Origin of the sequence: Paenibacillus sp. FSL M7-1414, from assembly GCF_038003195.1 — a bacterium.
Lineage (GTDB): Bacteria > Bacillota > Bacilli > Paenibacillales > Paenibacillaceae > Paenibacillus > Paenibacillus amylolyticus.
The window spans coordinates 5749337-5774274 of sequence record NZ_JBBOOS010000001.1 but is presented as its reverse complement, the minus strand read 5'-3'; the positions used below and the strand labels follow the sequence as shown (position 1 = coordinate 5774274).

At 46.3% G+C, this 24938-nt stretch carries 27 protein-coding genes and 1 other annotated feature; of the genes, 16 read left to right on the top strand and 11 right to left on the bottom strand.

Annotated features, from left to right (window positions below; all coding sequences use genetic code 11):
• Positions 1-248: 248 nt before the first annotated feature.
• The 3 genes from gnd to yunB all read left to right on the top strand — a co-directional run bounded on the left by gnd (position 249) and on the right by yunB (position 3018).
• Entirely contained in the window at positions 249-1142 is an 894-nt protein-coding gene (gene gnd, locus MHH92_RS25265; protein ID WP_017692367.1) for a phosphogluconate dehydrogenase (NAD(+)-dependent, decarboxylating), read from the top strand.
• 86 nt (positions 1143-1228) lie between these two features.
• Positions 1229-1873, top strand: coding sequence for a fructose-6-phosphate aldolase (gene fsa, locus MHH92_RS25260; protein WP_036605718.1), 645 nt, complete (start codon positions 1229-1231; stop codon positions 1871-1873).
• A 263-nt stretch (positions 1874-2136) separates the two neighbouring features.
• On the top strand, positions 2137-3018 hold the full coding sequence (yunB, locus tag MHH92_RS25255; RefSeq protein WP_051446910.1) for a sporulation protein YunB: 882 nt from the start codon (positions 2137-2139) through the stop codon (positions 3016-3018).
• An 86-nt stretch (positions 3019-3104) separates the two neighbouring features.
• Here yunB and MHH92_RS25250 read toward each other — a convergent pair whose 3' ends face one another.
• Positions 3105-4175, bottom strand: a complete 1071-nt coding sequence (locus MHH92_RS25250) for a M23 family metallopeptidase (protein ID WP_340907055.1) — start codon at positions 4173-4175, stop codon at positions 3105-3107.
• A 241-nt stretch (positions 4176-4416) separates the two neighbouring features.
• Between MHH92_RS25250 and lipA the strand changes: the two genes are divergently transcribed.
• Both lipA and MHH92_RS25240 read left to right on the top strand, forming a co-directional pair.
• The gene (gene lipA / locus MHH92_RS25245; protein ID WP_017692371.1) at positions 4417-5316 is read left to right on the top strand and encodes a lipoyl synthase; all 900 of its coding nucleotides are present in this window, start codon (positions 4417-4419) and stop codon (positions 5314-5316) included.
• Between the two features lie 14 nt (positions 5317-5330).
• Complete coding sequence (locus tag MHH92_RS25240) at positions 5331-5750, top strand: YutD family protein (protein WP_235200693.1); 420 nt, start codon at positions 5331-5333, stop codon at positions 5748-5750.
• A gap of 27 nt (positions 5751-5777) precedes the next feature.
• Here MHH92_RS25240 and MHH92_RS25235 read toward each other — a convergent pair whose 3' ends face one another.
• Entirely contained in the window at positions 5778-6581 is an 804-nt protein-coding gene (locus MHH92_RS25235) for an NAD kinase (RefSeq protein ID WP_036673293.1), read from the bottom strand.
• 104 nt (positions 6582-6685) lie between these two features.
• A complete protein-coding gene (gene ylbJ, locus MHH92_RS25230) occupies positions 6686-7939 on the bottom strand; it encodes a sporulation integral membrane protein YlbJ (protein ID WP_340907052.1) in 1254 nt (417 codons plus the stop codon).
• A gap of 148 nt (positions 7940-8087) precedes the next feature.
• Between ylbJ and MHH92_RS25225 the strand changes: the two genes are divergently transcribed.
• The 3 genes from MHH92_RS25225 (at position 8088) to MHH92_RS25215 (ending at position 9649) form a co-directional block, all read left to right on the top strand.
• On the top strand, positions 8088-8252 hold the full coding sequence (locus MHH92_RS25225) for a hypothetical protein (RefSeq protein WP_155984997.1): 165 nt from the start codon (positions 8088-8090) through the stop codon (positions 8250-8252).
• A gap of 244 nt (positions 8253-8496) precedes the next feature.
• Positions 8497-8874, top strand: coding sequence for a globin domain-containing protein (locus MHH92_RS25220; protein ID WP_036605723.1), 378 nt, complete (start codon positions 8497-8499; stop codon positions 8872-8874).
• A 43-nt stretch (positions 8875-8917) separates the two neighbouring features.
• Positions 8918-9649, top strand: coding sequence for a DUF2225 domain-containing protein (locus MHH92_RS25215; protein ID WP_036605724.1), 732 nt, complete (start codon positions 8918-8920; stop codon positions 9647-9649).
• Between the two features lie 12 nt (positions 9650-9661).
• Here MHH92_RS25215 and MHH92_RS25210 read toward each other — a convergent pair whose 3' ends face one another.
• Both MHH92_RS25210 and MHH92_RS25205 read right to left on the bottom strand, forming a co-directional pair.
• Positions 9662-9895: a hypothetical protein gene (locus MHH92_RS25210; RefSeq protein WP_017692378.1), complete on the bottom strand. Its 234-nt coding sequence runs from the start codon at positions 9893-9895 to the stop codon at positions 9662-9664.
• Positions 9892-10062, bottom strand: coding sequence for a YycC family protein (locus tag MHH92_RS25205; protein WP_017692379.1), 171 nt, complete (start codon positions 10060-10062; stop codon positions 9892-9894). Before MHH92_RS25205 ends, MHH92_RS25210 begins: the two co-directional genes overlap by 4 nt.
• Before the next feature lie 118 nt (positions 10063-10180).
• Here MHH92_RS25205 and MHH92_RS25200 point away from each other — a divergent pair, with 118 nt between their 5' ends.
• A complete protein-coding gene (locus tag MHH92_RS25200; protein WP_340907049.1) occupies positions 10181-11980 on the top strand; it encodes a M3 family oligoendopeptidase in 1800 nt (599 codons plus the stop codon).
• A gap of 287 nt (positions 11981-12267) precedes the next feature.
• Positions 12268-12678, top strand: a complete 411-nt coding sequence (locus MHH92_RS25195; RefSeq protein WP_340907048.1) for an O-methyltransferase — start codon at positions 12268-12270, stop codon at positions 12676-12678.
• An 85-nt stretch (positions 12679-12763) separates the two neighbouring features.
• Here the strand turns inward: MHH92_RS25195 and MHH92_RS25190 are convergent, their stop codons facing one another.
• Together MHH92_RS25190 and MHH92_RS25185 are read right to left on the bottom strand one after the other, a co-directional pair.
• On the bottom strand, positions 12764-12997 hold the full coding sequence (locus MHH92_RS25190; RefSeq protein ID WP_047841310.1) for an alpha/beta-type small acid-soluble spore protein: 234 nt from the start codon (positions 12995-12997) through the stop codon (positions 12764-12766).
• A gap of 205 nt (positions 12998-13202) precedes the next feature.
• Positions 13203-14177, bottom strand: a complete 975-nt coding sequence (locus tag MHH92_RS25185) for an aldose 1-epimerase (RefSeq protein ID WP_036673298.1) — start codon at positions 14175-14177, stop codon at positions 13203-13205.
• Between the two features lie 245 nt (positions 14178-14422).
• Positions 14423-14690 (top strand) — a binding site (T-box leader).
• 74 nt (positions 14691-14764) lie between these two features.
• On the opposite strand from MHH92_RS25185, the gene trpS reads away from it, so the two are divergent.
• Positions 14765-15757, top strand: a complete 993-nt coding sequence (trpS, locus tag MHH92_RS25180) for a tryptophan--tRNA ligase (RefSeq protein WP_036605729.1) — start codon at positions 14765-14767, stop codon at positions 15755-15757.
• A gap of 114 nt (positions 15758-15871) precedes the next feature.
• Here trpS and MHH92_RS25175 read toward each other — a convergent pair whose 3' ends face one another.
• On the bottom strand, positions 15872-16072 hold the full coding sequence (locus tag MHH92_RS25175; protein ID WP_017692385.1) for a hypothetical protein: 201 nt from the start codon (positions 16070-16072) through the stop codon (positions 15872-15874).
• Positions 16073-16192: 120 nt separating this feature from the next.
• On the opposite strand from MHH92_RS25175, the gene MHH92_RS25170 reads away from it, so the two are divergent.
• Complete coding sequence (locus tag MHH92_RS25170; RefSeq protein WP_017692386.1) at positions 16193-16411, top strand: alpha/beta-type small acid-soluble spore protein; 219 nt, start codon at positions 16193-16195, stop codon at positions 16409-16411.
• A gap of 116 nt (positions 16412-16527) precedes the next feature.
• Here the strand turns inward: MHH92_RS25170 and MHH92_RS25165 are convergent, their stop codons facing one another.
• Positions 16528-17508: a metal-dependent hydrolase gene (locus MHH92_RS25165; protein WP_036605731.1), complete on the bottom strand. Its 981-nt coding sequence runs from the start codon at positions 17506-17508 to the stop codon at positions 16528-16530.
• Positions 17509-17943: 435 nt separating this feature from the next.
• Between MHH92_RS25165 and MHH92_RS25160 the strand changes: the two genes are divergently transcribed.
• The gene (locus tag MHH92_RS25160) at positions 17944-18555 is read left to right on the top strand and encodes an SCO family protein (protein ID WP_340907039.1); all 612 of its coding nucleotides are present in this window, start codon (positions 17944-17946) and stop codon (positions 18553-18555) included.
• A 72-nt stretch (positions 18556-18627) separates the two neighbouring features.
• Here MHH92_RS25160 and MHH92_RS25155 read toward each other — a convergent pair whose 3' ends face one another.
• Both MHH92_RS25155 and MHH92_RS25150 read right to left on the bottom strand, forming a co-directional pair.
• The gene (locus MHH92_RS25155) at positions 18628-18975 is read right to left on the bottom strand and encodes a toprim domain-containing protein (protein ID WP_340907037.1); all 348 of its coding nucleotides are present in this window, start codon (positions 18973-18975) and stop codon (positions 18628-18630) included.
• 527 nt (positions 18976-19502) lie between these two features.
• Positions 19503-20678, bottom strand: a complete 1176-nt coding sequence (locus MHH92_RS25150) for an MFS transporter (protein WP_340907036.1) — start codon at positions 20676-20678, stop codon at positions 19503-19505.
• Between the two features lie 190 nt (positions 20679-20868).
• Here MHH92_RS25150 and MHH92_RS25145 point away from each other — a divergent pair, with 190 nt between their 5' ends.
• The 3 genes from MHH92_RS25145 (at position 20869) to MHH92_RS25135 (ending at position 24657) form a co-directional block, all read left to right on the top strand.
• Positions 20869-21351, top strand: coding sequence for an ATPase (locus tag MHH92_RS25145; protein WP_174806458.1), 483 nt, complete (start codon positions 20869-20871; stop codon positions 21349-21351).
• An 18-nt stretch (positions 21352-21369) separates the two neighbouring features.
• Entirely contained in the window at positions 21370-22515 is a 1146-nt protein-coding gene (locus MHH92_RS25140; RefSeq protein ID WP_036605735.1) for a transglutaminase domain-containing protein, read from the top strand.
• A 105-nt stretch (positions 22516-22620) separates the two neighbouring features.
• Positions 22621-24657: a peptidoglycan D,D-transpeptidase FtsI family protein gene (locus tag MHH92_RS25135; RefSeq protein ID WP_047841307.1), complete on the top strand. Its 2037-nt coding sequence runs from the start codon at positions 22621-22623 to the stop codon at positions 24655-24657.
• Positions 24658-24938: the final 281 nt, after the last annotated feature.

Sequence of the window (24938 nt, the reverse complement as noted above, 5' to 3'; positions counted from 1 at the left end):
GCGGACGCACTGAATTTTTTGCCTAAGTAGCGATGTAGTGTAGGGTACGGAATCGATTCTGTAGAAGCAAAGCGTTCGCCTTTGTATCCAAATTTCATCAATTTAAAGGTTGATGAAAAGAAATTTGGATACAATAGCGATCGAAAGAACGAGCCGTAACCGGAACGGTTGCTGCGAAACGGCAATGTAGTCTGGCGCTCTGCAACAAAATGAAATTTAAACATTGTTCATAACAGGAGGATTTTGAAATGAAACTTGGACTTGTCGGATTAGGAAAAATGGGATTGAACCTGGGTAGAAACCTGATTGATCACAAACACGAAGTGGTTGCTTTTGACTTGAACGCTGAAGCAGTAAATGAAATGAAAGAATATGGCGCTGAAGGCGTATCTTCTTACGCAGAGATGGTGGCTTCACTCGAATCCCCACGTGTATTGTGGATCATGGTTCCCCACAACGTGGTAGACGCAGTATTGGCTGAAGTTAGCCCATTGTTGTCCAAAGGCGACATCATTATTGAAGCGGGTAACTCCCACTACAAAGAATCCATCCGCCGTTACGAAGAGATGAAACCTAAAGGCATTCACTACATGGATGCAGGTACATCTGGCGGTATGGAAGGCGCACGTAATGGAGCATGTTATATGATCGGTGGAGACCCGGAAGCTTGGGCAATTGTTGAACCGGCATTCAAAGATACTTCCGTGGAGAATGGCTACCTGTATGCTGGTAAAGCGGGCAGCGGTCACTTCCTCAAAATGGTTCACAATGGTATCGAGTACGGTATGATGGCATCCATCGGTGAAGGTTTTGACGTATTGGAGAAAAGTGGATTTGACTTCGACTTCGAACAAGTGGCTCGCGTATGGAACAACGGTTCCGTGATCCGCTCTTGGTTGATGGAGCTGACAGAACGTGCCTTCTCCAAAGATGCAAACCTCGATGAGATTAAAGGCGTAATGCACTCTTCCGGTGAAGGACGTTGGACGGTAGAAACGGCATTTGACCTTCAAACCGCAACACCGGTTATCGCGTTGTCCTTGCTGATGCGTTATCGTTCCCTGGAAACAGACACATTCACAGGTAAAGTGGTAGCAGCATTGCGTAATGAATTTGGTGGTCACGCTGTAGAGAAAAATTAATTTTATATATAACTGTTAACATATGATGAACATCGGGTAATGACTTATATCGTGTTTACGAATTCATCAAGTGGAGGTAACATATCATGAAATTTTTCTTGGATACAGGGAATGTGGAAGAAATCAAACGGATCGAACGTCTGGGTCTGGTGGATGGAGTCACGACTAACCCGTCTTTGATTGCCAAAGAAGGTCGCGTATTTAAAGAAGTCATTCAGGAGATCTGTGGCGTTGTTAAAGGCCCGGTCAGTGCTGAAGTCATCGGTCTCAAAGCCGAGGATATGTTGAAGGAAGCTTATGAAATTGCAGAATGGGCACCGAATGTAGTCATTAAATTGCCGATGACCGAAGATGGGCTGTACGCTTGTCATGAGTTGACGCAAAAAGGGATCAAAACCAATGTAACGCTGATTTTCTCCGCAGCACAGGGCCTGATGGCGGCGAAAGCCGGTGCAACCTACATCAGTCCATTCGTTGGTCGCTTGGATGATATTGCGGTGGATGGTATGAAATTGATTCGTGATCTGCGTCTTATTCTGGACATGTATGATCTGCCTTCCGAGATTATCGCAGCAAGCATTCGCAATATCAAACATGTAGAGGATGCAGCCCTTTCCGGTGCGCATATTGCCACCATTCCGGGTTCGCTTCTGCCGACACTTTGGAAACACCCACTGACAGACAGCGGGATTGAACGTTTCCTGAAAGACTGGGAATCTGTTCCGAAATAAAAGGATAGACCTGGCCTGAATCTTTGGGTGGTCTGAACATAAAACCTTTCGCCTTGCAGAGTAATTTGCGGGTGAAAGGTTTTTTTATCTCTGTTTATGTAGTTTCCGATTCGAGGTTAGTTTAACCAATGAGGAGTACTTGTCCCTTTCATGTTGTTGTTACTTTCTGTCCAGTGTCCACGTACTGTCCTTCTTTTTCGGGACAACGGTGCATAAGGTTAACATATAGCCTATAGCTCATCCCGTAGGGGAGGGACACTTCGATGATGAGAAGAAAATGGCGAAGCCGGAGACGCCGTAAGCCGCCAAGCGGCAAACGCAAAATGTGGTTGATCATTTTATTGGTCACCGCGTTTTGTTTGATGCAGGGCTTTGCTTATGTGGATAAAAAGATGAAGCCCCCCATCATGCACTTGGCCAAGATCAGAGTGAAACAGATTGCGACTGAAGCGATCAACAAGGCGATTACAGCACAGGTTGCAGATGGCAAAACCAACGAAGGACTGATTGACTGGAAGACGGATACCGCCGGGAAAGTGTCCGGTTTCATGCTGAACTACAATGAGCATATGCGAATCACCGCAAGTACGATGAATATTGTGCAATCCACGCTGCAGAATGTACACATGTTAAAAGAAAAAATCCCGCTGGGGCAGGCGCTGGGCAGTCCGGTGTTGGCTTCATTTGGCCCGAGTATACCGGTTCGTATTGAGCCCCAAGGCGCTGTCAAAGTGGATCTGAACACCCGTCAACAGAATGCGGGTATTAACATGATTTTGGTGGAAGTGTACATTCACATCATTGCTGAGGTCGCGGTCGTGGTGCCCTTCGACATGGAGCCCGAAACGGTCGATACGGAAATCCCGATTTCCTACCTTTTGGTTGTCGGGGATGTGCCAATGTATTATTACGATAATCAGGGCAAGCCAGTGGGCAGTAACGGCAGTAATGCCCCAGCTATTGCGCTGCCATCAGGTCATACGGGTGTATCAAGCGGTAATGGAGTAACTACGAATCCCCCTAGCCAGAACCAGCAACAGACGCCGTCAGACCATTTGCAAGGGAATGAACTTGAAGAAATTGAACCGGATGATCTGCCTGATGTGAATGGGGGATTACAGCTCAATAAGGACGCGCACCCATGATACACACAAATTTGAATTGCAAGCAAAGAAAGGGTCCTCTATTAAAGAGGTCCCTTTTTCGAATACTTATCGTGCATATCCTCGTCTCACTTACTTTTCTTGTTCTTTTGTTTGCGTTCATCCTGTTCCCAATGTTTCAGTTGTGGATAAGGATCGAACGACCATTCGTGCAGTCCGCTGTCCCGGTAGATACCATAGTGCAGATGCGGAGGAAATTTGCCCTGTGTTCCAGGTTTCCCGTAACCCGAACTGCCAACCCAACCTACAACCTGACCGGGGATCACAACTTCACCGATGCGTGCACTTTTGTCAAAACCCGAAAGATGGGCGTAATAGTGATAATGGTTGTTCAAATCCCGAATTCCGATGCGCCAGCCGCCAAACGGGTTCCAGCCTTTGATCTCCACGACACCGTAACAGGTACTGCGTACAGGCAGGCCATGCGGAGCGAAAATATCTGTTCCCTCATGAATACGATAACCGCCCCAGCTTCTTTTTGTCCCCCAGGTACTGCGATAGGAGTAGTTGGTTCCGAGTGGGACCGGAAAGGCATGTCCGAACAGATCCAGATTGTCAAAATGCTCATATAACTTCGCGAATTGCTGTATCCGCTGCACAGCACGGGAGTTGTGATAATATTCCCACAAGGCAATGTTGAAGTCCTCTTGTTTGTTCCCGTAACCTTGAATAACAGAAGCCATGCTGTACAACACATCCTGATCATTGTTGGCATCCGCTATACCGTCTCCTGAACCATCCCGTCCATATCCTTTGAAAAAAAGAATGGATTCCGGATGTTGATCCGTCTCATCGGGATTTAGCCATCCTCTCCAGGCCGGAGGGGTCATGAAGATACCCGTAAGCCGCTCCGGATGCTTGCGATCCTTTGGGTGTGCACGAGTAATCGTACGTTCATACTGATCAATGGCGGCAAGCCTGTACCAGGGAATCTGGGTCATCTGACCAATGGTTTCATATAAATGGCGACGTGCAGCGAAAATTTCTACGGGTTTTAACTCGGCAGCCTGTGGTTTGGGAGCGGCCTGGGCGGGTTCACCGTAAACTTCAACAGGCAAGAATGGGAGAAGCAGAGTACCTGCAAGTAATGTTTTGATCCAAAAGCGGTACGTGTGCCTGAAGGTCAAGCGTTGTTGCACTGGGATGCAGCCCCTTTCCATTAGAATGATACAAGGTACCCGATGAACCAAGCTAAAGGTTAGCGTTCTTCAAAAGTTCTCATTTTATCCATGTAAGCTCTTGGGGGGGAATCCAATTATACAAATTGTCCATATCGGGCACGAATGCACAAGATGTGACAAATGGGGGTTTTTCCAGCGCTTTCATGGTATAATATGTTCCGAGCAACAGCCTAACTTCAGTAGAAAGAAGGTTTATGCATTGGCTAAACGTGTTAAAGAACCGAAGCCGGATTGGATTCGGATCAAATTGACAACCGGCGATAACTATCAGGAAATGAAAACGATGATGCGTTCCAAAACGCTGCATACGGTATGTGAGGAAGCACGGTGTCCGAATATTTATGAATGCTGGGCCAATCGAACGGCCACTTTTATGATTTTGGGCGACATTTGCACAAGGGCATGCCGTTTTTGCGCGGTGAATACAGGCTTGCCAACGGAGCTTGATTTGCAGGAACCAGAACGTGTGGCGGAAGCAGCAGAGCAGATGAATCTGCAACACTGCGTAATTACAAGTGTAGCCCGTGATGACCTGAAGGATGGGGGAGCTACGATTTTTGCAGAGACCGTGAAGGCCGTAAGACGACGGTTGCCATTGTGCAGCGTTGAAGTACTCATTCCAGACTTTCTGGGCGATCGGGAATCTTTGCAGATTGTAATGGATGCCAAACCGGACATTCTGAATCACAATATTGAGACGGTTGAGCGGTTGTCAGACAAAGTGCGTGCCAAGGCAAAATATAAACGTTCACTGGAATTGCTTGCTCGTGCCAAAGAAATGCAACCTAACATCCCTACGAAATCAAGCATCATGCTTGGTGTAGGTGAGGAATATAATGAAATTTTATCAACAATGGATGATCTTCGTGCGGTGAACTGTGATATTATGACGATTGGTCAATATTTGCAGCCATCGGAGAAACATCTGTATGTTGAAAAGTATTATCCGCCAGAGGAGTTTGCTGCATTGAAACAGGAAGGATTAAAACGTGGGTTCAGCCACGTCGAATCCGGCCCGATGGTACGCAGCTCCTACCATGCGCATGAACAGGTGAAATCGGCTACCAAACATGCTGAACAGGCGGCAACACACGCGTGATGGAGGATACCGGATTGGAAGAAGAAAAAATCACAGAACAGATTCAGGACCAACTTCAGGAGCAGATCCAGGAGCCGGTTCAGGAATCAGTTGTTGAATCAGTTGAGGAAAAGCCCAAAGAACCGGTCATTGTACAGATCGGCGGCAAAAATTATGAAATCGTCCAGAACCACAAAGAGGGCTGGAATCCAGAGGTCTTTCGTGATCGTTACAGTGAAGTGCTGGAGCGTTATGATTATATTATCGGGGACTGGGGTTATAGCCAGTTGAGGTTAAAAGGTTTTTACCGTGATAACCATCCAAAAGCGACGAAGGACTCCACGATTGCCAGTATGGTGGATTATATCAATGAATATTGTAACTTTGGCTGTGCGTACTTTGTGCTTCAGAAGAGCAAGGATCAACCTCAAGCCAAAGCAAAAAGCGGTTCCTGAGAAGGACCGCTTTTTTGGTGTGTTATTTTAATCAAGAAATGCCGTGCGAACCCGGTTCCAGAATGGATAAGGGCGGAAACGTGCAAAACTGACCTTGTGACTGGATACCTGACAACGGACGGAGATCAGATCCTCCACCATCACATTCACATGATCAATCGTCATCAATAACCGCTGATCCTTGCGGGAGAAAATATCACAATGATGATGCTTGGGCAAAATAACCGGTGAACCAAGTGTACGATAGACCCGGTTATTAATCGATGCAATCTCCGCAATCTGAATCGCCTCGATGGTTGGATGAACCATGGCACCGCCAAGGGCCTTGTTGTATGCCGTGCTGCCTGATGGCGTGGATACACAGATGCCATCCCCACGGAACATCTCAAATGTCACATCGTTAATATCGACTTGGGCCACGACGGTACCGTCTACACCTTTTAACGTAAATTCATTAAGGGCGATGTAAGAGGAATTCCCCGACTTTTTACGAATCTCAAGCTCCAAGAGTGGGTATTGTACAATACGTGGTTTGAGACGCTCCGGATCTCCCTTGCCACTCATCAGCCTGACTAACTCCCGTAATTCTTCCTTCTTCCAATCGGCGTAAAAGCCGAGATGGCCTGTATGAACCCCAACAAAAGCAATATCCGGAATACGGTCGATGAAATTGTGAAATGCCTGTAGCATCGTACCATCGCCCCCGATGGAGATAACAATCTCCGGCGATTCTGCATCCAGCTTGAACCCTTCTTCCTTCGCCAGCGCATGAAACTGCTGACTGAGATCAATCGATAACTGGTCTCCGCGGTCTTGAACATAGTATCTCAAGATGAAAGCTCCTTTGTGGTCATTATACTACCGATGATAATCAATTCCGCGGAAGAACACAACGTTTGGGCGCATATTCAGTTAAATATAGATGAATCGTCCACTTATTTTTTGGCATGTCGTCTAGGCTTGAGAATGGAACTTAATATTGCAAGGAATAACAACAACACGATGAGGCTTACAAAAACAATCATTCCGGATAAAAAAATCAGTCCCCAGTCCGGTGTATACGTTGATAACGATGGGATGAAACCGGGCTCCATGAGAACGGGTGAAGAGGAACGTCCCATCATGGGTGTCCACAACAGCAGGACCAGCACAGGTGCGATTAGCGCATGGATTGCTCTGGCAAATAGAAATGGACCATATCTCATGGGTGTGTTGCTAAGAACACTCATAATCTGTGCATGGACGGATAATCCGCCCCAGGAGAGAACAAAGGCTGCTGCTGCTACTTTAAAGACGAGTGGGATGGATGCCCCGGCACTCCCAGCCTCTTTGTTCCCCAGCGTTACTTCAAACAGCCCACCGACCAAGCTAGGAGATAAGGATGGAGGCAGTCCGCTATGTCGTAACAATTGCTCGGTTATGCCGTATAATCCGCCAAGCCAACCAGTCTGGACAAGCAACTCCATCATGACCGAGAAGAATACAACCAGCCCTCCTACGATAATAATAAGGCGAAGGGATGAGGAGACTGCCTGGCGCAGTAATTCACCAAATGCCCGTCCGTCAGCTTTTCTTGCTTCATGCATCGCATAGATGGCCCGGACCAGTCTGTTTCTAGGTATCCCCTCCGATGGAGATCCAGAAGAACTGTCTGGGTGTGAGCCTTTTGCTGTACCCCCGTGAAAACGCATGAGCATACCCACCAGAAAAGCTGCAGCGTAATGGCTCGCAACCAATACTGGAGCAATGGCGACATTATGGAAGAACCCAACCGATACCGCTCCAATCATGAAGATCGGATCGGATGATGTAGTGAAGGCAACGAGCCGTTCTCCTTCTTCCCGGGTAACCAGCTTTTGTTCCCATAACTGAGCGGTCAGTTTCGCCCCTGTAGGATAACCGGATGCACAGCTCACGGCAAATACAAAACCACCGCTTCCGGGAACACGAAACAATGGACGCATCAGTGGATTCAGCAAGGTACCTAGAAAATGAACAATGCCAAAGCCGAGCAGCAGCTCGGACAGCACCAAAAAAGGAAAAAGGGAGGGAAACAATACGTCCCACCAGATGGACAGTCCACGTACACCTGCATGCCAGGTTTCCGCTGGATACAAGACCATTAACACACAAAGGATCAGGAGAGCGATTGTGACCAGGACATGGGTGAGTCGTTGTGAAGCAGCCATGAATTCTTCTCCTTTATATTTGGAATGGTCTGCGGAAGTCTGTGATGTTATTGCCATCAATATATGAAAAAAAGTGGACAAACAGTACAAAATTATACGTAGAAAGCGCTTGCAAAAGTGGCTGTGTTTTTGAGTGATGTGTGCTAAAATGAGAAAAACGCCTGAACGTCACCTAATTGTCTCCAAGGTGGAATTCAATTCGGATGGAGTGATGATCATGAGTCTTGTCACCGGAATCCTGGTCTGTGCTTTTGTATATGTGATACGTGCCTCGCTGGTACGCTCCGAGGAAGAGGACTGGCGGAGTTATTAATGAAATGTCTAGTGCGCCAACCCAAGCGGTTGGCGCTTTTTTTGTGTTACATTTAGAATAAGGTCCTATATACAGATGGCAGGTTACATGTCCTGATGATTTCATGTTATATAGGACTTTTTGGTTTTTTTTGATAGAATGAAGATAAAGGCTTTTGTGGCCTGGATATTGTTACTGTTTTCACAATGTTCACGGAACGTGTAATATATGGCAAAATTCGACATCAGAAAGGGGAATCAGACGAATGAATCCCAGTTTAAGTATTTATGACAATCTTGGCGGTGAGAAAGGTGTTCGCGCACTGGTCGAGGCTTTCTATCCGATCGTTCAGCAGAATGAGCAGCTGGCTCCGCTTTTCCCGGAAGATATTCAGCCGGTCATCGACAAGCAGTATATGTTTTTGTCTCAGTTTTTTGGAGGACCAGGGCTGTTTTCCGAGGCGTTTGGACATCCGATGATGCGTGCCCGTCATATGCATTTTGAAGTGACGGTTGAACGGGCTGAGGCTTGGCTTGCATGTATGGATCAAGCCTTAACACAGATTGGTGTGGAGGAGCCCTTGCATTCGTTTATCCTGCAGCGTTTATCCGGGCCTGCACATCATTTTGTGAATACACCGTAGATCCGAATATGATTACAAGCGTACGGGAGAGGGATGGAATAGATTGGAATTAGAGCCGCTGTATAAGGTGAAAGTGACCTGCCATTATTGCGAAACCGAGTATGAAACCTCACGGGTAAGACCGAGTTTGAAAAGGCCCTACCGGACGGATTCGGATTTTTGTGCTTACTACAAGCTGGAGAATCCAGATTTTTATGTGGTTCGCATCTGTCCGCAGTGCGGGTTTGCCACGACGGAGAACGCAACGGAGCATCTAAATGATGCTCAGCGCAAGGCTTTTAAGGAACAGATCGGTAACCGCTGGGTTAAACGTGATTATAGCGGAGCACGAACACTGGAACAGGCGCTGGCAACGTACAAGCTTGCCTTGCTGTGCGCACAGGTTATCCGGGAGAAAGATCGTGTCGTCGCTGGTCTGTTGCATCATATAGCTTGGTTGTATCGTTATATGGAGGACCATGCACAGGAACATCGTTTTCTTGAATTTAGCCTGGAAGCCTATGTGAAGGTGTTCGAACGTGAAGGAACGGGTGGCAATGAAGCCAAACTGTTGTATTTGCTCGGGGAATTGAACCGCAGGGTAGGACGGTTTAATGAAGCAGTGCAATGGTTCAGCAAGGTCATTCATGACAAGCGGATCACAGATGCGGCCATGATTCGTGCTTCAAGGGAACAGTGGGCCGTGCTGCGTGAGCAGATGATTTCAAGTAAGTTGGAACTCCCTGAAGAGATGCTGGAAACAGACAAAGAGGCTGCAAAGCGCAGCCCCCTCTAGGTTGATCTTACATTAGTTACGGACAGGACGGCTGGATAACAAATAGTCACTGTCGTTGTCGATCACAGTCATGCTTGTATTACAGCAGGGAAAGACCAGTAATTTCTTTTTGCCTTCGCGAATGAGCACAAGCTCTTTGGGTTTGAGGGGGAGCAGCACGTTGCTTGCATGACAGTAGGGACATTGCTGTACATAGATGTCTCCCATCACAATATCGTAAGGCCAGCTGTTCTCAAACGGAATCATTCTTGTTCGCCTTCTGGTGCGGAAGGTTTGGAGGCTTCTTGTTTGGCGAGTTCCGCAATCTTCTGCATCAGGATATGTTGGGGCATGTGCATCAGGTGCTCCAAAGGTACGCCCAGGGATTCTGCTAATTTGACGGCTGTATCAGCCGATACTTGTAAAGGTTTCATACGTTTACCTCCTGAAAGTTACTATAAGTATTTCTCTAGTATAGAGATATGGCTGACAGAAAACCAGTTTTTAATTCAATCCTAACCATCCAATTTATAGAGAGAGGTGCCTTATTAAATGAAAACGCCATTACACCCCGTATGGGACCTGGAGTCCATTTTTAGTGGAGGTTCTTCCTCCGAGACATTTGCTGCGTATCTGATTGAACTGGAAGAGGATGTACGTAAACTGCAACATCTGTTGAACGAAACAGATGCACCGACTTCATTAGAAGAGACGGCTGCATTTGATCCCATTTTGGAACTACTGCAAAGCTGTTATATCCGCATATCGGAAGGATCTGCGTTTGTATCCTGCCTCTCATCGCAAAACCAGAAGGACAAAAAGGCAACGCAGCTTCAGGGCGCCATCAGTTCTATTTCAGCGATGCTGAATGGCAACAAATCGAAGTTTGATAATACACTCAGTCAGACATCGGATTTGGTGTGGGACGCGTGGATTGCTCGGGAAGATATTGAGCCGCTGGCATTTGTATTAAACGAGAGTCGTACGCTGGCTCGTGAGAAGCTGTCGCCTGAACTGGAAGGCCTTGCACTGGATCTGGGTGTGGATGGTTACCATGGTTGGGGCAAATTCTACAACACGATTGTCAGCAAGGTGAACATTCCATTTGAGCAAGATGGGGAAACGGTGATGCTCTCCGCAGGACAGGCTGCCAACAAGCTGAGCGATAGTGATCGGAATGTACGCGAGACGGTATTCGCAAACTGGGAGCAAGCTTGGACCGATGTTGAAGATTTCTGTGCTGACACGCTGAATCACCTCGCGGGATTCCGTCTGAAGTTATATGAGAAACGTGGCTGGGATGATATCCTCAAAGAACCTCTGGCCATCAACCGGATGTCACGTCAGACACTGGATACGATGTGGGATGTGATTAATGGTGCCAAACCTGCACTTGTTCAATATCTGGAGCGCAAGGCAGAACTGCTGGGGGTAGACAAGCTCAGCTGGAGCGACGTAGATGCACCTGTAGGTAAATCGAGTGGCAAAATCACTTACGATGAGGCAGCCATCAATATTGTTGAACAGTTTGCCAAGTTCAGTCCTAAACTTTCCTCGTTTGCAGAGATGGCTTTTGAGAAACGCTGGATCGAAGCAGAAGACCGTCCTGGCAAGCGTCCAGGCGGATTCTGTACGTCTTTGCCACTTAGCAAAGCAACCCGGATTTTCATGACCTTCTCCGGGACACCATCTAATGTGTCGACTCTTGCGCATGAACTTGGTCATGGATATCATCAACACATCATGGAAGAGTTGCCCGCATTGAATCAGCGTTATGCGATGAATGTGGCTGAGACAGCGTCTACGTTTGCTGAACTGATTGTAGCAGATGCCCTGGTGCAGGCGGCAACAGATGAGCAAGAGAAGCTGGCTTTGCTGGAAGACAAGATACAGCGAAGTGTGGCTTTCTTTATGAACATCCATGCCCGGTTCCTGTTTGAGAATCGTTTCTATGAACAACGCAAAAAAGGTCTGGTCAACGCGGATGAATTATCCAAATTAATGGTGGAGGCGCAGCAGGAAGCGTTCTGCGGTGTGCTTGCATCAGATCATCCTCATTTCTGGGCATCCAAACTGCATTTCTATCTGACAGGTGTGCCATTCTATAATTTCCCATACACGTTCGGTTATATGTTCAGTGCGGGAATCTATGCAAGAGCGCAGCAGGAAGGTACAGCATTTGCAGATAAATACGATGATTTGTTGCGGGATACAGGGCGTATGACGGTCGAAGAACTTGCTCAGAAACATCTGGGTACGGACCTGACACAACCGGAATTCTGGCAAAATGCTGCGGACTTGGTTATTGCCGATATTGAGCAGTTTCTGCAGATGACAGCAACCGAAAAATAGGTTGAATAGAATAGGTTGAATATATATGAAAAGGCTGCAATTCCGTGTTAACAGACACAGGATTGCAGCCTTTTTTGTACAGAATCCTCATTTTTGATTCTCGAAGATTTTGTCGTAATTAAGTGAAAAAGCTCAGTTTAAGGGATTGGAATGGCAATTAATTGTGCAAATCATAGTTAGAAATACCCAACTTTGCCGTTCTTTGTTGAATGAGCACATATGATGTCATATAATGAGTCGTAAGTCCTTGCTGTATAGGACTATAAGCATACAAGGAGAGTGTTAATATGAAAATTGATGAGCTTTCATTAGCAAGACAGTTGGATCTGGTGTTCAAAGAACTTGACCATGAGTTATCAGGGTTAGATTCAGGGGTAGTTTTTGTGCAAATACGAAACAACGTAATTGGGAAATTCGGTATTCGACATAATCCGATAGCTGGACGAGATGGGCAGATGGATATGGAGGAAGGAGGACTAAACGAAACCCAGAGAACTTCTTTCCGGGCAATGGCACTGGAGACGTTGAAATTCAAACGCAATTGGACACATGGCGAAATATCGTACGACTTCACAGTAAGACAAGGTATGATTTTGGTAGATGCAACAATGGAGTCTAATTACAATATGGCGAGCCTGATGATTCGTTACCCTAGAACCAATACATACAAGGATTCAGATATGGAGTCGACCTCATAATTAGTTGAACAAGAGAAAGCGGCACTTCCGAAGAAGGCCGCTTTTACTTTTGGATTCTGCTTAGGCTCAAGCAATAATTACGAGCTTACGAACGACCCGATAATTGCTGCTCAGCGATTTGCACCAGACGTTTAGTGATGTATCCACCCAGAGAACCTGTCTCACGGGAAGTATAGTTACCGTAGTAACCATCTTGTGGAATAGTTACACCCAGCTCTTGAGCAGCTTCAATTTTCAATTGTTGCAATGCTGCTGTTGCTTGGGGAACGACCAGGTTGTTGGAGCGGCTACCGCTACCTTGGTTTTGACTTCCGTACATATGTGTCACCTCCTTATGGGTTGGTGATGTTAGTATGGTTAGAGAATACGGAAATATACATGATATGGCGTAAGGGAAAATATGGATAACTATCATTGCACAGGACACATAAAAAAGCCGACCCAATGCGGGTCGGCAAGTTGTATTTGGATATCAAAATATAGGGGGATATGCGTAAAAGCAAAATAGAGCATGATCAGCTCGCTTAGTCTGTAGGAGGTATAACCTCAATACGTGTAAATAACTCAACAGGCTGTTCCGGTTCCAAGCGAATCAACCCGGTTTGTTCATCCGATAAAGCCAAATTAGGTGCATCCGGTAGCCATGTGTACGGTTCAATGCATAAAAACTGATCGGATTCACCTTTGGTAAAGAGAACCCAATGTTTGAAAAATGCTTCATCTGCTGAATATTTCAATGTATATCCATCTTGCCTGCGTAAGTAAGCCGTAGCCGGTTCACCTTCGGTAGCTTTCAACAGGGTATCCCAGTTACGTCCCTGCAAATTGATGCCTTCGTTCAGAGCAGACCATTCACCCAGGGATTCCAGTTCACCTGTCGGTAGTTGTTCTTCATTCTGTCCGTATATTCCGGAAACAGGAAGTTGCAGTGTCCAGTCGGCAGGTTTGCCGTCTAACAAAAACCATGTATGATATCCCATCCCAAAAGGAGCAGGCGTTGAGCTCAGATTGGTGACTCGCAGACGCTGGCTAAATACAGCGTTTTGCAGACTAAACGTCATCTCAAGTTTTAGGGGAATCGGGAATTGGGCCATCCAATGCTCTTCATTTTCAGTCAGTAATTCAGTCGTAATTGCACAGCCGTCTTCATCTTCCTCAATGTCACTGACACACCAGGATTGGGTACGGTGGAGACCGTGAATATGGTTGTCATTCGCCGTGTTCTGATCGAACTGGTAACGAACGCCTTCATATTCGAATTGTCCACGATGAATGCGCCCTGGTGGAATCAGGAGAGGAACGCCAAAATGGTACGGCTTCTGCAGATAAAAGGCAAGATCGTCTTCATCCGGACGGCGGACGACATCTCTGTCCTGCACTAAATCGCGAATAGAAATAATATTATTTCCAAGACGCGGCAGCAGGGTGATTTCCAATTCACGGCTATGTAGGATATACGTGTCGTAACCATTCCATTGGCCTTTGGTCACTTGTTTCATATCGATGCTCCTTTTCCCACTTGAAATCTGTCTGCAAGCAGTTGTGATGAAGCTACTGCTGCAGGCGTGTCGTTGTGTACATGCCAGCGATTTCCTGCGCTATTTCGTGTGAAGTAGGCAACAGGATAAGCAATTCCATCATAACAGATTTTGATGTCTCGGGTAAAAAAGTTCAACTCATTTTGACATTCACGCCTGTGCGCATTAAGATGGAACTCTAAAAGCATTTATTAGAATTAAATGACATGAAATCGATGACAGGGATAAGTAGGCCAAGAGAATCCTCTCCAGAAAGCCGGTGGTTGATGTGAACCGGTGTGAGCTCTTTACCGAATGGACCCTTGAGTGTAGGTTTGAACAGGTTAAGCCAGAGATGGGCTTGCCCCACTAGAGTCTGCCGTATAATCCACGTTACGGAACAATGAAGGCATTTCTTCGGCTTGACTTGATCCAGGGTCAGGAGCAATCGAAGAAAAGCGAATAAGGGTGGCACCACGGTCTCACGTCCCTTGCGGATGTGGGGCCTTTTTGCGTTCGCAGAGAATGGCAGGAGTTTTTTATATACAATCAGGGAGGCGTTATGTGTAATGAAAACAGTACTTTCAGGTATTCAGCCAAGCGGTAAGCTCACATTGGGCAACTATATTGGTGCAATCAAAAATTTTGTAAAACTCCAGCATGACTATCAATGTCATTTCATGGTGGTTGATCTTCATGCCATCACCGTGGCTCAGGAGCCAGCAGCATTGCGTGAACAGTCGGAAGCGGTAGCTGCACTGTTTATTGCAGCAGGTATTGATCCTTCGAAATCTAACGTATTTCTGCAATCCCATGTACCGCAGCACGCGGAATTGGGCTGGTTGATGACAACGCTGACCTCCATGGGTGAGCTTGAACGCATGACTCAGTTTAAGGATAAATCATCAGGTAAAGATTCGGTTGGTGCCGGACTGTTTGTGTATCCATCATTAATGGCGGCTGATATTTTGTTATACAATGCTGACCTTGTACCAGTAGGTGAAGATCAGAAGCAGCATCTGGAACTGACACGTGATCTGGCAGGACGTTTTAACCACCGTTATGGGGAGTACTTCACCATTCCAGATCCGTATATCCCGCAGGTGGGTGCACGGGTAATGTCACTTGATGATGCCTCTTCGAAAATGAGCAAAAGTAACCCTAACGCTGGCAGCTATATTGCCCTGCTGGATCCGCCGGATGTTATTCGCAAAAAAATCAGTCGTGCTACTACAGATTCGGGACGTGAAGTCGTATATGATCCGGCAAACAAACCGGAAGTCAGCAATCTGATGAGTATCTATGCTGAATGTGCAGGTATGACGCTTAAGGAAGTAGCTGAGCGTTATGAAGGCAAGATGTACGGTCCGTTTAAAAAGGAACTGGCTGAAGTGGTTGTATCTGTAATTGAACCGCTGCAACAACGATATAATGAGATTCGTGAGTCTGGAGAATTGGCGGATGTTCTGGATACGTCAGCCCGCCGTGCAGAAGAAGTTGCTGCTCAAACGTTGGATGCAGTGAAAGAACGTATGGGATTTGTTCCGAGACGTAAACAGTAGTCCTGAACAAGATCTTCATTTCATGCAATGAATAGTTAACATAAATAAAGAGGAGCCCTATTGAAGGACTCCTCTTTATTTGTGCGTTCATTATTGAACTATCAAATGACCTAATCAAGAAGTGGGCTCTGAAGCAGCCGAGCGAACTTCCTGACGTTCTTTTTTGGCGCGAATCACAAATCCCCAGCCAATGTTGGCAATGGACAAGACAAACAGTAGTGCAGCAAACCAACCGGAGTAGGAGATCATAATTGCTGAAACCGTTAACAAGATAATCGAAGAGAATGCGAACCATAAAGACAAGCCTTTACTCATTGGGAAAAACCTCCATCTACAAATTTAGTAAAACTCCGTATAACCTGAAGCCTACGAGCCATAATAATCTTGCAAGCTTGCAATTACATTACAGACACAGATTGAAGGGAGATTATAAATATGGCTCAAGGATCTCGTTCTAACAACTTGGTGGTACCTCAGGCAAATTCAGCACTGCAACAATTGAAAATCGAGGCTGCACAGGAACTGGGTGTAACTATCCCACAAGACGGTTACTATGGTAACTACACTTCCCGTGAAACAGGATCTTTGGGTGGATATATCACCAAACGTCTGGTACAAATCGCTGAGCAGTCTCTGGCTGGGTCTGGCAAATAATTTATTTTAACCAACAGCAACAAAACAGGATAAAAAGAAAGCCCGGAGCGGAAACGCTCCGGGCTTTCTCGCGTATCAGTTCCTATGTCTGATTGTGCCTTGCCATGCTCACTTCGTCAAGGGCGTGCAGATAAAAGTTTTTTATCCATTTTCTCATCGCTTAACCAGCCTACATACGTATCAATCGTTTCAAAATTCCGATCCATCACAATCACAGCGACAAATGGATATTGTTTCCGGTGTCGATAACGTACATCTGCCCAACGGACCTTGTAACCGGCAGGCAGTTCTTCAACCTCTGCCACCGCATAGGAGGTGAAATAGAGGAAGGCACTGACTTCCGGTGATTTGCGTGAAGCAGCAACGGCCGCATGAGTAGAAGACGAGGCGTGCAGACTCCATACCAGATTAGAACCATCCATTTTACCGATCACATAACTGCCGTCCTCAACTCGTTTAACCACATGCCAGCGGTTCCAGGATATCGTTGGAATAACGATGTATCTTGCCTGCTCTGGGCTGTTGTCGAGACGTCTGACTTTTCTGACTGCTTGTGCACGAGCAATCGTTCGCCATATATAATATAAACCGGTCAAACTATACAACGTAACGAAGAGTGGTGCAGGGGCGATCAGATCAAAGGCCCATAACAGGATAGCTATGACATGTGTAGTGAATAGAAACGGATCAAAAATATGAATGATGTTCCAGGCGATCCAGCGTTCCGTAAAAGGCCGGGCGGCTTGGGTTCCATAGGTGTTGAACAGATCGGTGAATACGTGAAAGCCTACGGCCACAGCGGTCCAGGTGGCAACGTGTCCAATAGGGACACCAGGGAATATCAGTGCAATGACGCCGGTGATGAGCAAAACCCATAACAGGAGAAATGGCAGAGAGTGTGACAAGCCCCGATGATTCCGAATGTAAAGCGAGTTGCTTTTGAGACGTAACGCAGTATCAATGTCAGGGGCCTGGGAACCGGCGATCGTGCCAACCATTACCGCAGCTGCAAGCATGGGACTCGCCGCGACGACAGGATCGACATAAGCCAGACCGGCTAGACCAATCCCCATGACAAAATGTGTAGAGGTATCCATAAACGTCTCCTTTGTGTGGTATATCGTTCTAAGGCATATTACTTCTCTATCTAGGTGATACCCATATATAGTGTATAATATCCGTTTGTCAGGATGCAAAACATCCCTAATTTCAAAGTTATGACAATTTCCTGTGCCATACCCAATAAATGTACGTAGTTTGTCAAACTATTTTGGCATTTCCTATGATAAACTTTATATCGGATACAGTGAGAAAATCGCCAGAGAACGTACGATACTATTCGAATGATATACAATGCTAAAATAATTTATGGGCATTGTTCCTTTAAACCGTTACAATAATATAGAATCTCATAAAAAGTAGGTTTCTTTGAATACATATGTCACAGTAGATGGATAAAGCGAAACGGACGTGATTTTGGATTCACATATGTATGCGTATTCATAAGAAAAGATGCAGAAGGGACGAGGAAGATGCTGAAAAAGTACAAATGGACATGGATGCTGCTCGGGCTCGCAATGATTATGGCTGTGTATCTGATGTGGGGCACCGTATTTGCCAGTAAGGAAAAATTACCCGAGATTCGTGAAATCCAATCCTTTTCTATGGAAAATGTAGATGGCAGTACAGTATCGCTGGAGGATACTCAAGGGAAAGTCCGCTTGTTCTACTTTTATTTCACCAGTTGTCCGGATGTCTGCCCTATTACGACCTTTACGTTATCTCAGGTGCAGGATCTGTTGAAAGAGGACGATACCTTTGGTAAAGATGTCTCATTTGTATCTATTTCATTCGACCCGAAAGTCGATACAAGAGAGAAGATTAAGACGTTTGCGGACCGTTTCCACGCGGATTATTCCGGATGGTACTTCTTGCGAGGGGATATGGACAAAACCAAACAGTTGGCCAGGGAATCATTCCAGATCCTGATCGATGGGGAGAGTAAGGATGATTTTGCCCATATGAACATGATTGGTCTGGTGGATGAGAACAACCAGCTGCGCAAGGTATATAACGCATTTAATACAGAGGACGTTGTGCCAGCTGTCATTGCCGAGGATATTCGCAATCTGATCAACGAATAACATGATACTCATATTGTAAAGGCTGCCTTCTGGTTGGATACCAACCCAAAGGCAGCCTTTTGGTATTTCATTTTAATAGGAAGGATGTTCAGGGTATTGGATGTATGTCTCTAACCCGGCTTTCTCCAGCTGGGCAATGATATACTCATCAGGTGTTCCTTCCACACCCGCATATCCTCGTCGTGTATACATCTGTACTGCATCCGGGAAAGCATCCCGAAGTACACCTCTAATTTTTTTGCCGGAACTGTCATTATCCATAAATAAAAAGACTTCGTCGTAACCGACTTGCTTGCGCAGGGTCTCCAACTTAAGGGGATTAAGTGTTCCAAACGTACATAGAATGTTGATTTCGGGTCCAACCAGACGTTTCAGTTTGCTTCGGTCATTCTTACCTTCCACAATGACATGAATAGGCATGATATTCACCTCTTGTTCGAGAGCTTATGTCGACATTCCCCGGGAAATGTTGCAGCGAAAATCGACTGATTATATAAAATGGACTCCTTTCTTTACACTGTTCACCACGCGGACAGGAGCACCTCTGATTTCTAAATTCTTTTTCACATACATCAGGAATTAATTCTGATCAGTAGTGACCGTTACGGTTACGGATCGTTCCTTCGATCGCTGTTGTCTCCAAATTTCTGATTGATTTTATTTTTTATAGGTTGAAATATGGAGACAAAGGCGAACGCTAACGCTTCTTCAAAATCGATTCCGTACCCTTCACTACTTCCAATGATCGTCCATACCTAATGATGGTATTCAAGAAAAAGATGAAATCTTAAAGACGGCGCTGATGATCCCTAGGCCGCTCCGTTCGAGTGTAAAACGTTAGTCCATTTTATATAGTTTAGCTGTAAATGGGGGAATGATGCAAAGCTAATGAAAATACAGACCTAATTACTGTCATAACGGTAGGGAAGAAAAAGCTTGATACAGGCCTAATTCAATATACTTTTTGAATCGGACAGAGAAGCTTCGCGTCTGGATGTATAGTATGGAAGCAGTAGCATACCAATCATTAACAAAAGAAACGCGATGAAATAGGGTGATAACCCGACACGAAGTTGCCCGGCTGTGATGGGGCCGATGAAAGAGCCGATGGAGGTGGCTATGGATTGCAGCGAGAAAATGCGGCCCAACTTGCTTCCTCCGCTCAGACGGATAAATAGGGTTGCCATAGCTGGAAAGATGATGCCTTTGGACATCCCAAGTACAAATAATACAGTAGACAACGGAACTTGCGGAATGGCTGCCATCACAAAAAAACACAAGGACATTAACAGCACGCCCGCAACCAGACGCAGCTTGGGGGAATACCGGTTGAGGAATAACATGCTGAGTGTGAAGAGTGCCCCAATACTTATTATAGAGAACAGCAGTCCGGTAGACATGATGGACGATTGTCCTCCGCCCCGCAGGGGTAATTCGAAGAAGAGAATCCCTTGGGCACAGGCAATCACCAGAGGCAAGGCGAAGTATCGCCAGGACACCGGCAGGAATGCGCTTGTGGCATCTGCTGGTGAAGCGTCAGGTTTAGCAGGTACCGTTACTTTCTCATGCTGTTTGACGATACCACGAGGCATGGTCATGAAAGCAATGACACCTGTGAGAATAAGCAGATAGCCCAATCCTGAGAATGTAGCAGAAAATCCCATGGAACCCACAATGATCGCACCGGCTGCTGGTGATACGACAGACGCGAGGGTATGCACTACCCCGTGACCCGACATATACTTCCCCTGTTTCACCGGATCGCTGGATAACTGTGCAAGCAGAGCGAGACATGCAGGAGACAGGAAGGCCAGTACAAAACCGCTGATGGAACGCAGCGCCAGCAGTTGCCATGGTGTCTGGACATAAGCTTGCAGGAGCAGGATGAATCCTGCACCGAGCAGACTGAATACAATGTAGCGGCGACTCCCATGTTTATCGATTTGTGTTCCAGCAATCAGATTGCCAGGAAGATGTGTTAAGGAATAGATGCCCATCATCCAGCCAATGAAAGTAGGGGCGGCTCCCAGCGAGATGGCAAAAGGGGTCAGAATCGGATACTGGGCGTGCAAATCAAATACGGCAAGGAACAAAAACAGGTATAGCCAGATGGCCGTTTTCACATAAGCCCCTCCTTGTTAAGCGATGCATGTTCAAACTACAGGTCTTGAACGTGTTCCCCGTTCTCCCGGCAGAACCTCATGGTACTACTTGTACGCCCGGCGGGACGAACTTAGACCGTTTATTTTTAAGGGAGAGGGCTTAGCTGACAGCAGCTTCGGAAATCATGTATAATATTCGGGAGTGTTACGAATGAATTCTAATACGGAAGGTGTAGTCATGAACATAGAAGTAATCAAAGAGTTTGTGATGCAGAACTGGCTGGTGATCGTGGTTGCATTGATCATATTGTTCTTTGTTCTGAATGTGGTCAAAACCGTATTGAAATGGGCGATTGCCATCATCATTATTGCGGCTCTACTGATATACAGCGGCATCTCCATTGATCAGATCAAACAGACAGTGACAGACGTACAATCCAGCACGATGGACACATTGAAGAAGGAAGCAACCAGCATGATGCTTAAGGAGGCTTCCAAAGCGAAATACGTCAAAGGACAGGATGGAGCGTTCACCATCACAAGTCCCAATGTGGAGATTAAGGGCAGAACTCAATCGGATAAAGTTGATGTGACCTTCCGCGGAATTTCACTTGGCGAATGGAAACTCGACAATGAAACTATACGTACGTTTGTCGAACAGGCACAGGAGAACAAAACAGCACCAGCATCGTAGTAAAGGGGGAATCGGTACGTGCTGCAGAATTGGCTGGACAGCCTGAAGGAATTGAATGGCATCACGATTATGCTGTTGCTGATTGTGGCTGCTTCATTATTGCAGGGTTGGTCCAGAGGGGCTTCGCGTTCAGCAGGCAGACTCTTTGGGTTCCTGATGGATGGCATTATGGCGGTCATTGGTATTCTGTTGTCGATCGGTTTAACGTTGTGGCTTGCGCCATATGTACAGCAGTGGCTGTCTGAGTATGCTTCAGCCATGCCTAACCGTGAGTTGAACCGGTGGGAACAGATGTATTATACGTTGGTTACGGCGATTGCAGATTTTCCGCTGATGCGGTTCGCTGTATTATTTGTACTTAGCTATGGACTCATCCGACTGATTCTCGGGTTTCTCTCTTCATTTATTTTTAGCAGCAGGCAGAGGTCAGCCGAGGAAAGTGCGCCTAAAGGTATGTTTAGTCGCTTGACGGGTGCATTCATTGGCACGATCATAGGCTCCGTCCGCGGAATGATTGTCATCGCAGTTTTGTTCATGATTGTCAGTCTTTACCCTGGAAGCATGTTCAGCCGATATGTGGAAGCGTCCCCGATCTATATGCAAGGGGCCAAATCGGTTATCGAACCGTTGTCTGGCACGTTTATCAAGGACAAGCTACCCGTCTTTACGCAGGCTGTGCAGAAGGAACTGGGCGGCATCCTGCAACGCAAATATGAAGTCATCGACCACAATATTCCGACGGACATTGAATCAGCAGCGAGTGAGATTGTCAAAGGCCAATCGACAGATGAAGCCAAAGCAAGAGCGCTATACGACTGGGTAGGTTCACGTATTCAGTATGACTATGGTAAAGTGGATGACTATGAGCAAAAGGGCATATGGCATGAACAAAATCCACAGAATACATTTGATACACGCAAAGGCGTATGTATTGATTATGCCCGTCTCTATGCCGTGATGGCCCGTTCACAAGGACTTGAAGTCAAAGTTGTTACAGGACTTGGTTATAACGGCCAGGGAGGGTACGGTCCGCATGCGTGGAATGAGGTGTATTTGAGTGGTTCCGAGAGCTGGGTTCCGCTTGACCCGACATGGGCGATCAGTGGAGACTGGTTTAATCCTCCGAATTTTGCCGACACCCATCTAAAGGATCAGTCAGCTTAACATTACAACGGACACTGGTCCGGAATATGACGACGTTGCCAGGTTATCATGCCGCGAAGAATCAGTTTGAGCGGTATGCATCAAGTCATGAAAGAGGTAGGATGGATGAAAAAACATTCCAATGAGAAGGATGAACTTACGGACAAACGGCGCTTCAGTTACCGAATGAACGTATTTTTCTTCGCTTCCTTTGTTATTTTTAGCGTTATTATTGTACGCTTGGCCTTTTTACAATTTGTCGAAGGGCCTGAGCTTAGTCAGGAAGAAGCAAGTAACATTACCAAGGATGTACCACTTCCTCCTGTGAGAGGCACGATCTATGATTCCACAGGTGAGGTGAAGTTGGCTTACTCCAAGCCCATTCAGTCTCTCTACCTGACGCTTTATAAAAACTATGGGGATGTTGATGGGAAACCAAGTCCTAACATAGGGGAAGTGCAGGATATTGCAACCCGGTTGCATGATGTGTTTGAACAGTACAAGCTGAAGGACTCAGAGCCACTTACGGTGGAGAAAATTATTGAAGAGATGGACTTGAACTCCCGCAAAGCGAACGGTTTTATGCCACGTCTGATCAAGAGTGATCTGTCCGAGGAAGAAGTTGCTTATTTCCTACAGCACAAGGACGAGTTCAAAGGTATTCAGATCGTCGAGGAGAGTGTGCGATTCTACGATCCGGATACGGTAGCGGTTCAGACCATCGGTTATCTGAAGAAGTTCAGAAGTTCGAAGTCCTTGAACAAATACAAAGAGGTGGACGAGGCCAATAAAACGCAAACGGATCCGGGCCTGGTGTATACGGAAAATGAATTTGTAGGCTTTGATGGACTGGAACTGCAATATCAGGATGCTCTCCGCGGCAAAAGCGGATATACATCCGTTGATGTTGATTTGCGTAACTTGCCTGAAGGTGTAGCTGGTTCTACCCCGCCGCAGAAAGGGTACGACCTGATTTCCAGCATTAACAAGAACGTTCAGGTGAAAACAGAACAGGCCATTCTGGATCAGTTGAGTTGGCTTCATCGGAATCAGGTTTCCGGTCGATTACATCCGAATGCCAAGACCGGATTTGCAGTTGCGATGGAAGTGGATACGGGGAAAATCGTATCTGCTGCCAGTATGCCAGATTATGATACCAACATCTGGAGAACAGGCAGTATCACAAATGATCAGTATGATGATATCAAATATGTGTATCAAAATGGTACGATTCGTTCATTCCCTCCGGATGACTCTAAAAAGCGAGCTGAATCGATCGTGCTACTCGGTTCCACCATCAAACCGCTTAGTGTCTTAATCGGTTTGAAAGAAGGTTTCTTCACTACCAATACGGTTTATTCGGATAGAGGTTCAACGACCTTTGGTGGGGACAATCGCAGAGTGCAGAACTCATCAGGGCATGTGTATGGTGCAATGTATCCTCGTGATGCGATTCGTCATTCCTCGAACGTATTCATGATTGATGAGATTGGGAAGAAGATGTACTCAAAATACGGTGCGACCGGAATTGACAAATGGGATGAATACATGAAGCAGTTCGGCCTTGGGGTATCTACAGGGGTTGATCTGCCGAATGAATTCCTGGGCATACGGGATTACATGAACGACACGGAAAGCTCGCTGACTCGTCTCGTGTATGGTTCCTTTGGACAGCAGGGAAAATACACAACCATGCAGTTAGCACAGTACACGACAATGCTGGCGAACAAAGGAAAGCGGATGGAGCCACAACTGGTTAGAGAGTTCCGGGATTCTGAAGGCAACGTGGTCGAGAAAGTAAAACCGAAGGTACTCAGCACGGTGGAGTTTAACGATGCCTACTGGAATGAAGTACAACGAGGCATGGCAACCGAGGTATCTGCATTTAGCGGATTCCCTTATGACTTTGCTAGAAAAACAGGAACATCGACACAGGTAGTAGGCGGTAAACTGGTGGATAACGGTGTATTTATCGCCTATGCACCACGTAATAATCCAAAGCTTGCTGTCGCTGTGGTTATCCCCGAAGGGGGCTTTGGATCGAGCAGTGCGGCTCCGGTTGCACGTGCGATCTTCGATGCCTATGACGAGGAATTCGGTCTCGACGGTGTACCGAAAAAGGACAAAAATAAAGATTCAGATTCGGAATCAGGCACACAGTAATGTGAGGCATTGGTTATAGAGGGGACCCTTCGTGGGTCCTCTTTTTTGTTTTTACGTGGAGAATGGATCGTAAGAGTGAACTAATTAGTTGCATTAATATGTAACCATATGAGCTGTACCACGTTTATATAAAGGAAGGGTAAACGCGATCTGGGGAACGGGATAACGTTGATATGTCAGTGTTTACATTAAAATCGGTAGATTAGGTAGTGTAACGGTTCTGTTTACGAAAATGTAACCAAATATTGAAAGACGTGACAGCTAACCTTTGGTAGACTTGT